General features: G+C 31.4%; 14 protein-coding genes. All 14 read right to left on the bottom strand.

Annotated elements, in window-relative coordinates; translation table 11 throughout:
- Positions 1-12 precede the first annotated feature (12 nt).
- On the bottom strand, positions 13-1,143 hold the full coding sequence (locus AC1EU5_RS15695; RefSeq protein WP_480193369.1) for an acyltransferase family protein: 1,131 nt from the start codon (positions 1,141-1,143) through the stop codon (positions 13-15).
- 287 nt (positions 1,144-1,430) lie between these two features.
- Entirely contained in the window at positions 1,431-1,697 is a 267-nt protein-coding gene (locus tag AC1EU5_RS15690) for a VOC family protein (RefSeq protein ID WP_480193368.1), read from the bottom strand.
- Between the two features lie 14 nt (positions 1,698-1,711).
- Entirely contained in the window at positions 1,712-2,275 is a 564-nt protein-coding gene (locus AC1EU5_RS15685; RefSeq protein ID WP_480193367.1) for a hypothetical protein, read from the bottom strand.
- Between the two features lie 96 nt (positions 2,276-2,371).
- The gene (locus tag AC1EU5_RS15680; protein ID WP_480193366.1) at positions 2,372-2,776 is read right to left on the bottom strand and encodes a hypothetical protein; all 405 of its coding nucleotides are present in this window, start codon (positions 2,774-2,776) and stop codon (positions 2,372-2,374) included.
- Positions 2,777-3,327: 551 nt separating this feature from the next.
- Positions 3,328-4,467: an agmatine deiminase family protein gene (locus tag AC1EU5_RS15675; RefSeq protein WP_480193365.1), complete on the bottom strand. Its 1,140-nt coding sequence runs from the start codon at positions 4,465-4,467 to the stop codon at positions 3,328-3,330.
- 73 nt (positions 4,468-4,540) lie between these two features.
- Positions 4,541-5,359: an AraC family transcriptional regulator gene (locus tag AC1EU5_RS15670; protein WP_480193364.1), complete on the bottom strand. Its 819-nt coding sequence runs from the start codon at positions 5,357-5,359 to the stop codon at positions 4,541-4,543.
- A gap of 126 nt (positions 5,360-5,485) precedes the next feature.
- On the bottom strand, positions 5,486-6,697 hold the full coding sequence (locus AC1EU5_RS15665; RefSeq protein ID WP_480193363.1) for a TIR domain-containing protein: 1,212 nt from the start codon (positions 6,695-6,697) through the stop codon (positions 5,486-5,488).
- A gap of 107 nt (positions 6,698-6,804) precedes the next feature.
- A complete protein-coding gene (locus AC1EU5_RS15660) occupies positions 6,805-6,957 on the bottom strand; it encodes a hypothetical protein (protein WP_480193362.1) in 153 nt (50 codons plus the stop codon).
- Positions 6,958-7,034: 77 nt separating this feature from the next.
- Positions 7,035-7,670, bottom strand: coding sequence for a hypothetical protein (locus AC1EU5_RS15655; RefSeq protein ID WP_480193361.1), 636 nt, complete (start codon positions 7,668-7,670; stop codon positions 7,035-7,037).
- 21 nt (positions 7,671-7,691) lie between these two features.
- Positions 7,692-8,177: a hypothetical protein gene (locus AC1EU5_RS15650; protein ID WP_480193360.1), complete on the bottom strand. Its 486-nt coding sequence runs from the start codon at positions 8,175-8,177 to the stop codon at positions 7,692-7,694.
- 70 nt (positions 8,178-8,247) lie between these two features.
- Positions 8,248-8,985, bottom strand: a complete 738-nt coding sequence (locus tag AC1EU5_RS15645; protein ID WP_480193359.1) for a hypothetical protein — start codon at positions 8,983-8,985, stop codon at positions 8,248-8,250.
- A 16-nt stretch (positions 8,986-9,001) separates the two neighbouring features.
- Positions 9,002-10,330: a hypothetical protein gene (locus AC1EU5_RS15640; RefSeq protein WP_480193358.1), complete on the bottom strand. Its 1,329-nt coding sequence runs from the start codon at positions 10,328-10,330 to the stop codon at positions 9,002-9,004.
- Between the two features lie 184 nt (positions 10,331-10,514).
- Positions 10,515-11,324: a restriction endonuclease gene (locus AC1EU5_RS15635; RefSeq protein WP_480193357.1), complete on the bottom strand. Its 810-nt coding sequence runs from the start codon at positions 11,322-11,324 to the stop codon at positions 10,515-10,517.
- Between the two features lie 203 nt (positions 11,325-11,527).
- Positions 11,528-12,217 carry a hypothetical protein gene (locus AC1EU5_RS15630; RefSeq protein ID WP_480193356.1) on the bottom strand — a complete coding sequence of 230 codons (690 nt, stop codon included), beginning with the start codon at positions 12,215-12,217 and terminating at the stop codon, positions 11,528-11,530.
- Positions 12,218-12,224 lie beyond the last annotated feature (7 nt).

Below are 12,224 nucleotides of genomic sequence, written 5' to 3'. Positions count from 1 at the left end.
GGTGGTAGTTTTTTATTCTTTCCTATAAATAAATCGCTCTGCCAACTTTTTTCTAATTGGCAAATCATACATCCTTAAAGATGCATATGCTATAATAATTGTGCCAAAAATTAATAGAATCCCAACTAAAATACTTCGTTCGTAGGGTATTTCATTGTTTGAAATCCATGCATAATATATTAGTATAAAGGGAAAATGAGTTATATAAAGTGGATATGAAATATCACCTAAAAAAGTACACAGCTTTTTATTGAATGTTTTTTTTACTTCTCCTATCGCCCCAAAATATATGATTACGGGAAAAACAATTGAAATGATAATCGCCTCATACAGTCCATTTACCCATACATTTTCGTAAGTGCCAATTCTTGGCATACTTAAAACACTAATCAGTAAAATACTGGTTAAAAAAAGTGTATTTCTGCCACTTTTTACTTTAATGGCTCTACGTAATAACATTCCGGCCATATAGGGAAACAAAAGACGTGTGAATCCGATTTTTAATTGCTTGGGCTCCAAGGACCATCCACCTATCAAATCGCCCGATTGACTTGAGATTGCTACATAAAAAAGGAGAATCGCCGCCAATATCACAAAAAGGAAAAGAATCAAATTCGACAATTTTCTCAAAATGAATACATGTAAGATGTTTGCTATATATTCAAAAAAAAGTGACCAGCCAGGTCCATTGAGTGGGTGCATCTCATTCCAACCTCTTATATCCATGGACGGGGGCAAGGGAATCAATGTATAGCCAATTAGCATGACTAATAGTAAGCCCGATATTGTAGTATCTTCAATTTTTGGAAATATGGAAGATTCTTGAAAAAAGAAAAGCAAAGCTCCGAAGGTCATTCCTAGGACAATAAGTGGTTGCAATCGTATCAACCTTCTCTTACAAAAATCTAGAACAGTCATTTTGTCCCAGCGGTCATCGTAGGCATGAGCCATAACATACCCAGAAAGCATGAAAAAGAAATCAACTGCCAAATATCCATGATTAATAAATAGATTATGATAGTCACCCTTACAAAACAGTTCAAAAGTGTGCATTATTACTACCATAATGGCGGCAACACCACGTAGAGCATCCAAAATTAGGAAGTGTTTTTTTGAGTCAATAAATGCTGAGTTAGAAATCATTAATGTTACTTTTAGAATTGATCAAAATTGCCACCAACGTAAGGATATAGTTAACATTAACTATATATCTCAAATATAAGAAATATAGTTACCTCCTACTCATCGTTTTTTTGAACTTTAGATTGTCTTGGTCAATTTTTAACATTCCCTTCTTCGTCAAGCTCAAGGAAAGGATTAAATGCGATTTCCCATAAATTCCCATCCAGGTCTGATACATAACCACTATATCCGCCCCAATTCACTTTTTGTGGTTTCTTATTATTTCAACTCCTCTTTCTCCTAATTTCTCAATAATTTGATTTACATCCTTTTTCAAATTTTGCATTATACGATAACGTGAAGGCTTTAAATCCGTTTCCAGTTGGATTGACATTTGCATCGTCAGCTAATTCGTTTTTTCTAAACAGGGCAAGCTGAATACCATTCAAAGTAAAAAAGGAGATATATTCATTGCTTGACTCTGCCTTCTTCCATCCAAATTTTGATTCATAAAATTCAGTTGATTTCTTCAAATCGAAAACCCCTAGGGTTATTATTGTCAATCTTTGTTCCATCGTTTATTTAAACTTTATTTATTATCGCCCATTTTTGAAATTACAGAATATAAAATAAGCCCAACCCCTAATGATAGCCATATATAGATTTTACCACCTGGACGATCTAACTTATCTATATTTATAAAAAAGAAGATACTTGCCCCTATTACACTTCCAATTACCCTTCCAAGCTTAGGGGATACACTACTTCCCTCCTCAATTAATTCTTTATTTCTATTTACATAATAATATATTGAAATAAGGCCAAATATTAAAATTGGCACAATCAATTGAATAACTGGCTCGGTATCGCCACGCATTCTTGTCCATTGATAATAAGACTCGGAAGCAGCTAAAGGGATTAAAATTGAAATTAATACTTGCCCAATAAGAACAATTAAAGAAGCGTGAAATTTAGAAATTTTATTAACCATATATAAAATAATGGATACAATTAAAAAAAGAACATTAATCACTAAAAATGTACCTATAACTTTATATGCTTCATTTTTTCCAAATAATGGTAAAATGGCATATGCCGTAAACAATAATCCGAATATAATTAGGGCTTTTGGAAGCTTTGATCTTGTACTCATAGTGCATTTAGGCTTTATATTTTTATTTTCTCCTTATCCATTTCTCTAATAATTAATCGTTTATTTGAACTTTTAGCTATAATTTAAAATCAATTTCTAAAGTCGAATTTCATAAATATAATATTCTCCTGTTGATGCATCTTCAATATATTTAGAGCCTTCATCAAATTCATATCCACTATAATATACTATTGAAGTTTCAGATGGATTAAACCAAATTGGTGCATCTTCTGGCTTTGTCCATTTTCTATTATCAATTTTCAACTGATTTTGTTCTATAAATTCGTCCCACCATTTATCTGATGGACCTAATTTCAAATACATGATATATTCTTTACTCCAATGTGCAGATTGCCAATATTCCCCTTTGATCAAATCTAATCCTTCTGGAGCGCTAGTCCCGGTCCAACATTTGTAAGCTTTTTCGGGATTAGATGTTTCATACTCTACACATCCCAACAACAGAATTAAGATGGCAAAAAGAGTTATTGGTTTTTTCATCGTTTATTTAGATTTTAATTATTTGAATTAGGCTTTATCCGTAATGATATTTCAATTAAAATAAGCTAGTATTTCAGACAGATTCATAATTACGAATATTACTGCAAACCCAAATGCAGTAATTGAAAATGCATTTAATGCTCTGGCCCAAAATAAATATCTATCATAACTCTTTTTTTTCTTATAGCTATCAAATACCCGGACCTTTTCAAAATCCTGCTTTTTTTCAGCTTCAATGATTCGATATGAAATAATTTTCAGAGTTATCGCTAAGAGAACAATTAATATTAATTTTATTAATACCATTTTATCTTTTATTTAGACTTTATTTTTAAAATTTTTATAAATTAATATAGCTGATCCTAGAAAGAATATAATAAGAGCTATTTTTTCAAAAACATTTAAGTTGTTAATTATTTCCGTTGATTCCATCGTTTATTTAAACTTTCATCTATATTACGGAAAAAGCCTTATTATCAGAAAATTCTGATAAATTTCCCGAAATAATTTCAAGGCCTTAGTTAAGACTATAAATCTTATCAGTGGCAGTCTTATTGTTTTGGTTGTTGTTGAGTAACGCAATGAACCATTCCTCCGTTTTCGTATAAATTTCTTACATCAATTCCAACTACAGTCCTGCCAGGATAAAGTCTTTGAATAATCTCATTTGCAACTACATCATTAGTGTCACCATAATTTGGAACCAAAACCTTATTATTAGCTATATAATAATTGACATATGAACCTTTATAACCTAAATCATTCCCATCAGTTGTTCTAACATTTTTTTGTGTCAATGGGACTTTAACGAATGAAAAATTAATACCTTCTTTGTTTTTTGCTGAATATAATTTATTAATATCAGATTCTTTGACATCATAATCCAGCAAGTCACGCCTATTCATCGTAACAATCGTTTTCGAATTACCAAAACGTGCAAATCCATCAATATGTTGATCCGTTAACTCAAGTCCGGCCTGACCGTCAAGCCAAACAAAGTTAGTCACGCCTAAGTACTTTTTGAATATCTCTTCTGCTTCTTTTTGCGACATTCCAGGATTCCTATTGCTATTAAGTATTGAACTTTTACAAGCCATTAAAGTCCCATGACCATCAATTTCTATAGAACCTCCTTCATTGATCATCTTAAGGTTAATATCAACTATGTTTAAATTTTGATCTGTAGCTATTTTTGAAGGTATTGAATTGCAGTTCTCAAATTCAATTGGTCTCCTAGATAGTTCGTCTATTTTTTCTCCCCAACCATTAAACCCCCAATCTTGAATAACCAAATCACCATTTTTATTTCTAACATATATAGGTCCATTGTCTCTTACCCACACATCATTAGTTTTATATATTTTAAAGTCTACATTTACTAACGGAACATCCGCGTTCTTAAGTAACTTAATTATTCGATTTTTTTCGGTATTGTTGTAAGCAATTATATGTACTTTTTCACTTGTTATCAATGCTTTTGTCATAGAAACCCAAGTTGGATCTAGCCTGTTTCTATATGTTACTCCATATTGATATTGGTGAGGCCATTGAAGCCATGTGCCTTCATGAGGTTCACTTTCTTCGGGCATTGTATAAAGTACTTCTGTATTCATAGAATTTGTATAATCTTCTTTTTCACAGGACATGAATGTCGTTATAATCATAAGAGAGATATATATCATTTCGTTCATCGGTTTAAATTTAAATTAATAATACCGCAAAGAAACCGAATACTGTTTCTATAATATTGTCCCAAAACGACAACTATTTTATGGGAACATATATTTCAGTTTGATACCCATCTTTATTAGTGATTTTTTTATCTTTTATGTATCGCTCTATAATTGCACTATTATCAATTTCGAAATTGATTCTATAAATCCAATTGTAAAATATTTGTCGGTACGTATCTTCAATTAAGTCAAATTCCTTAGAATGAATGAATTTTAGATATTTCATTCCAAAAATATTCTTTGTTAAATAGTCAGATGAATTTTGCGGTGAGTCGGTGCATGCTTCGTACCTACATTTAGTTTCTCCGGAAATAAATGGTTGGTCTAAAATTAAGCCATAGTGATTAGCGTTTGGATCATCTTTGGTGTCTCTATCTATCTTACCCCATAACTTATTTATGGTTTCGTTGCTATAGTTGTTGGTAAGAATAAGTTTATAATAGACTTTTTTAGAAGGAATATTAACTATCTCATAATCGATTTTATTTTTGTGATTCTCACTTTTTTGAAAAAAATCTTCAAAAAGTAACTCCCTACTCAATCTAGCTTTAGATGGTGTAATTTTAAAATGTTTTAGAAATGCTTTATTAAAAGAAGCTTGGTTTTCATAACCTACGTCATAAGCAATATTCTTAATTGATTCCTTACTATAAATCAATTTTTTATATGCATTTTCTAACTTTAAACGCTTTTGGAAATTACTTATGGTTTCATTGAAAAATCTCTTAAATAGTCGTTGACTATTTCTTTGAGAGCAAAACATTAAGTCTTCAATTTCATCCTTATGTATTGTGTCGTAGTAATTTTCGTCTATATATTTTAAAATTCTTTCCATTATAATACTTCCCATTAATATTAAAATATAGTTACCTCCTACTCATCGTTTAATTGAACTTTAAAAAGACTATTTACTAGAACAGGGAACCATTAATTAAGATCCTCTAAAAACCTTTGTAATTAGTTTAATATTTACTAATTAAATAATATTATTCGCATCTACTTTAAATCCAGCAGATTTCAGCTCCTTCACAAGTCTTGATTTCCAATTTTCTGATTCATCGATCAAAGTATATAATACGCCAGAAATGTCGCTTGGGAGTTCTACTTCATGTTCATAGAGTACCATTACATTTTGTCTTCCAGCTTTGGCAATAAAATAGCCTAATTCCAAAATCACATTTTGTCTCGCCCTTTTATTATGAGTCTTCTTAGTCTTAACATTTCCAAAGTCATCATATGTCAATAGTACAACTGCAAAATTTACATTAGAATGTTTTTCGAATTTTTCTATTATTGTTAGCCCCTCATTACTTTGTTCATTTAAGATTACAGGGGTAAATTTTAATTGTTCAAGAGTCCTAGCAACTTTATGTTTAAGTTCCTCATTATGACCATGAACAATAAATACTTCTCTTGTGCTTTTCTTCGATTTCGAAGATTCTCTCTTAAAAGATGATTTTTTTAACGCTTTTTCGCTCAATTTCGATTTATCACTTTGTACTATTGCCTTACTTACCAATTCTATACCACGAGAATACTTGTTTCCTGTAGAGTAACTAAAGTCACTTAAACCTTTTACGATATCAATTTTTAACTCAGTTAGATTTTCCATACCCACTTTATTTTCGGCCTCGATCTCTATTTCGAAATATTTTTCTTTATTATTAATCGTCAAGGGGAAAGTATAGTTATAAAAGTCAAGTGCTAAAGAATATATTTCTTCTTTTCTTTTAATTTTGTATGAAACGCGGGTATTACGCAGAGATAATTTCTTCTCAAACTTTTCCCCGATTAATTCTGGAAAGAATTCCTTAATTATATGGATGAAATTAGTTTTTTGATATAATGATATATCTGATTCCGAAACTACAGTAGTTTTTTCCCACCAACTGCGCTCACCTATTTTCTCTTCTCCATGAGGTGTTTTGACAGTTAGTGATCGGTGCATATCGTCGAATCTAAACCTTATCCCAGAGCCTATTGCCATTAAGGCAAAATCATCAGTATCGTAATAATCATCTTTAATAGTAACTTTACGTTTTTCAGAGAACTGAAATTCTGCAATATTCAGCATTTTTTTTAGATCTTCGGAAAGACTTGCATTTTTATTAGACGTGGCAGCAATCAGCTTAGCTTGAACTTCAGGTTTAGGTTCTAGCTTTATTTCCTTTTCAATTTTTTTTGTCATCTTTTTACATCATGTTGTTCTTTTCCCAATTATTATAAAGAATAATAATCTCAATGTATGTACTAACTTGGGTGTTTTTTATTGTTTATTTAGACTTTGATGAATGATTAATTATTCTTATTCTCACGCCGTTTCTCGGCATCTTCAATTATATCCTTAATATTTCTTGGGGAATTACCGCTATCTATACCCTTTTGAATTTCAATTCTTAGATATTCGATTTTTGCTGTATCTAAATTTTCTTTTTTGCTTTTACTCATCCTTTATTTAAACTTTGTGATATTGAGTTATTGCATTTCATAGGAACATTACTGTGTGAAGTTATTTGAGACCTGGTTCAATTTTCAAAAATAGCCCATGACAGATTCGCATACTCCTGAGTCTTAGATTTCTCTATTTTTTCAATAATTGATTTTCTATGTGCGGCACCACACATAAAAATTGCTGAACTGAAATGGTTGTTGTTGCAATATGAATATATATTCTGAATCATTGGTTTTTCATAGTCTTCAATGTCTGCCTTAACTGTTTTATCCATTTCATTATTATTTAAAATCCTGCTTTCCAACGCTCGCATCTCTTCTTGAAGATTTATACATTCTAAACTATTCAGAAATCCAAATCCATTCTCAGCCGCTAAATAATTGAAATTATCAATCAATTTTTGTAGTTCTCTATTTTGACTAACTATTTTGATTTTTCTGTTAAAAGTATCTGATAGTCCATTTTCGCATACGGGTATATATTGAAACGAAGTATCGTAGTTATATCTCTGAATCGCGGATATTTCCAATTTATTATGAAATATCCCATATGTCGAAAACAAATAGTTTTCATATTCTGAATAAGTTCCCCCAATTGCCTCCAAAAAAATCACCTCTGGGTTTAATTTCTTGATAATCTTATACAACTCTTTAGCGTTACATTTTCCAATTTCCTTATGGATTGTGCTTATGAAGGTGATATCATGCATCGTTTATGGGAACTTTTAAATCTAATCAAATTCACTTTTAAAACCTCTTTCAATATTTTCATCAATTTCTTGAAGCTCTATGTAATCTGCTAAATCAGTAGAACAATCTTTCCCTATATCAAACCCATTATCTTCTAAAATAATAAAATTTGACCCTAGTTTATTCATGAAAATACAATAGTTGTATAGATAATCATACAAAAAATCAGCATCGATCCACCCCTTACTTTTAAGTCCTTGAGAATGGTATTCATATATCACGTCTGACTTTTTAATGTTTAATCTATCCATCAAGGTTAAATAATCACTATAAGGTGTTGTGATAATATTTCTACCATGCAAAGCATAGGCAATAGTATCTCCTTTTTGTTCGGTAATCAATAGATAGTGACCAGTTGACCCTCTACCGCTACTTGGAGATAAAGTAGCAATAAAAAATATCAATCCAAATATGGCAAAAAGTAATATTAATGTTCCTGAAAAACTACTGAAAAATTTAAACTTCATTTTTTAACTATTTATATAATCCGAAAAATATAAAGCTAGGTATTCATCGTTTATTTAAACTTTTACCTAATCAATAATCATATATAAAATAAATTTCTGGATAGAATCTATATTTATTGAATGATAAGGAAAACTCGCAAGATTCGCAGTTTGCAAAACTCTCAGCCCCCCTATCACGAATAGATATTGAAGATAGTTTTTTACAGTTTGGGCATGGCCCCATACTTGGGATCAGAGTAAATGTTCCAAAATCACAGCTATTACATTTAAAATTATTGGTTCCCATGCTATGAATGGCATTATTACTTATAATTCCATTTTCACATTTAGGACACTGTCCATTTCCATCATCAAACACGTAAATTCTGTTTACAAAACTATTTAGGCCAATACTATCATCATTGATTTCTTCATAATCATTACCTTCAGCAAAGAATAAAACATTATTACCAAAAGTCAAATAAACATCATCTCCAGATTTCATCCATTTCCCTGAAGAACCATATTTTTCTCTCACTTCTGCAAAAGTAGATTGACCAACGATTATACCTTTCTCTGTTTTTGCAAAATTACCTTTGTAGAATTCAATTGACAAAATCCTATTTTTTGTTATTTTCTTATTCTGTTTTGAAAAATATGCGTTAACTCCGATTGACTCAATTTCTACTTTTCCCCTATACTCTTCTTCATAATAAATTATTTTGCTGTCCGGATAATCATAAGCTATTTTACCAATCGTCGTTTTCTGAATTTGATAATTATCAAATCCTGCCCCTCGATTTACAGTTTTTTCTTTTATGGTAATCATCGTTTTTTTGAACTTTCTATTTTCTCCATTCTTTAGGAAAGTATATCGGTGCTGTGAAATCCCATAAATTCAAGTAGTCTCTCTCAATTTTGAATTCAGCTTTAATACCATTATTTGGTACTTCAGGAAACGTGTTTGGAATTGATATACCCAATACTGATAGTTCTATATCCATTGATTCAGGCATAAATTCAATATATCGCTCTTGATTTATGGACCAAGCGAAAGGTATAGTTCCACTGATTGTTACAGGTGGTGTACTTCTAAAAACAAGTTTTACATCATCATATGTTACCGTTCCTTGTTCATCGAGATTAAATTTGATGGTCACTTTACCAACAACATCACTAGGTGGATTCGGGTGATAAACTTCTTCCCACATAGCCATAAGTGATTCTTGTGTGGCCGTCCAAACACCTTTAAAAACTTCAACACCTCCATTTGAACTAAAGTCTGAACTATTATCACTACAATTAACTCCTCCACTGGCAGTTAATAATGACTTGTCAATCATTTCTGCAGTTGCCGCTGCTGCAATTGCTGATTGGACTCGATGAATTCTCCTTATTTCAGGATCGCTCAAAACGTCATTAAAGTCACTTGCAAGCCCCCTTTCAATCCTAGATTTCATCCACGTAACTAGTGTAGTTAAGGAAAACCCTCGGGATGGGGGGTTGTCATTATGTAAGTCATGATTATATACTAAACTTTCACTGTTATTTGCAAACCCAACTGCAAGGGCTATTCGTCTTGCCCCCAAACTAAGATCAAGAGGGTCAAAACCATTTCTAATCAAAATAGGGTTTAGCTTGGTGTGAACAAAGAAAGACCGGGCATCATAAGCAGCTAAAAGTTCATTTTTTGGAATTCTTGCGGGTACAATAGGTCCATCCTCATTTTCATTATGAACTCGAACCACTTCCCAATTATTTCCATACCCACATACTGCTAAATTTCTCATTGATTCCATATGGGCTCCAAAATTGTCCAAACCACCCGCTGCTGAAGAATGAACTTTATCTCTGCTTGTACTAAATAAAACTCCAGAAGACTCCCTATATGCTAATGAAAGGGAAAGGGCGGCATCACGGCTTGGATTGTTTTGTATTTCTCCTATTATTCCTTGGAACTGTCTTGCTACATTTTCATTATCTCTTAAGTTTCTAATTATGTCTACAACGATTAACACATTTTCAAGTTCATTTGGTGTGTTCGAGTCATCATCATGATTTGTTCGGCGGTATTTCGTAATATCCCTACGGCCTCCAGATACGTCAATATTACTCCATCCACGTGGCGATGGAATATTATATATGTTGCGAATGGCACTCTCAATACTTCTCATATTGTCGATTAGCCCCTCAACACTCGCTCTGTCATTCAATGAGCAACGTTGAAAATTCGATGGACTGTTACATTGGGATATACATATGCTTGAATACATACAAATGAGAAAAAGTGCCACTATTTTCATAATTAAAAAATCATTTATTTGAACTTTTAAGACAGTTCTTTTTTACCCAAAGTATTTATTTTTCATTGTATTCAATTATCCATTCGATTAATTCATCTCTATTTTTTAAGTCCAAAATAGTTCCCATTTCATTTTTTCGAGAAATAGCTGTCGGTGAAAAATATGAGGTGGTGAAAATCAACCCTTTATTTGCTTTTTGATAATTAATGACATCGCAAAAACTTCTAATTATATCAATTCCGATGGTTTTTTTATGTCGTTTACATTCAGCAAGTAATTTAAATGGAATACCACCAACTTTTGTTAATGCTAGAATGTCATATCCCCCATCCCTCGTTCTTTTAGTTAGATGCACTTCGTAACCTTTAAAGTGTAAAAGTTCTGCGACTATTTTTTCAAATTCTCTCGGATCGACCACGTCAATCAGTTTGTTTTGGCTGTAAATGCTTTTCAAAAGAAGTTTAGTGTTGTCAACAAGTTCGACTAAACTTTCTTCCTCAATTTCTTCTTCTGTTAATTCAGTAATGTCATATTGGAATGCAGTTAAGTCTGGTATTGTGGATTTTAACATTTCAGCAACTCGACTTATTCCTTGCAGACTTTTACTCCAGTCAGATTGAAAATTATGCGGTAAGGCTAGTTTTATAGGTTGGTAGTTCTTTTGAAATTCGGAGAGAAAGCTTTGGGTTGGCCCAATACTGGCTTTAATTAATTCATTCTGCTTTTGAAGTTGAGAAATAATACCTTTGGCTGGTACCAAATTCGAATTCATCAAATTCATTTTCCTTTGCAATTCCGTCATGTATGATGGAAAAGCAATTTTCTGAATTTTAGCCATATTTTTTGAGAATTCGTCTAGCTTCATTTGGATTATGGACAACTCCTTATTTATAAACTAATATACCCATTTATCCAATAAAATTTCAAGATAACGGGAGAGTTTTGCTTCCTTTTTTGATTCTAACATTCTAATCGTTTATTTAAACTTTCTACCTAGTTCTTTACAGGGTAATATTAATCTATTAAATTTAATTTCAATCTATTTAACTCTGAAGGCTTTTCCATTATCTAAACGGAAACATGCTTGTTAAATTTATTAGCTTCTAATACCTTATTAATGAATTTCCCTGAGCAATTATATCCACATATAATATTTCTCAAGGCACTTCTGTCTATATAGTATTTGCCAAAATTTTCTTTGACTATTCTTAATTCTTTTTCGTAACTCCAGTTTTTATGTTTTAGATAAAACAGGTTGTAGATTTCTTCTTCATTTTCAAGCAATTTAATAGGGATCTTTTTTATTTTCTTTCGATAATTCATAGATTTCAAGCCTCTAAAAAAAACAGGATCAAACTCTATATTGTATTGTAGATATAATCCTTGATGGTTATTAGCATAGTTTGCCAGCATTGGCATATTTATACCAGGAAGCATTGAAAAACAAGCTATTCCATGTTTATTTATAAATTTAGGAATTGACTCTCGGACAGTATATTCTAATTGTTTAGAACTTAGTTTTTTTTCGATATATTCTCTCTTTTCTTTTCCAGCAATTATTTCAAATGCCTTGAAAAGCTCTTCAATATCTAACTTTTTTAAATCTATTAAATCTGGTGTTGAATCTAAAGGGTCATTTAGCAATTCCCTCTTTTGAAAATAAACATATGAATTCTTAATTTCATCTAAAGTAAAATTATTATCGGATCTATATCTAAAAACGTATGGTTTTCCCGCTTTCTCAATTTCTTCTAACATAGTTTTT

The sequence above is a fragment of the Maritimimonas sp. 2405UD52-3 genome, assembly GCF_056591715.1.
The sequence above is the reverse complement of the archived record's forward strand: the minus strand, read 5'-3'. Positions and strand labels throughout refer to the sequence as shown.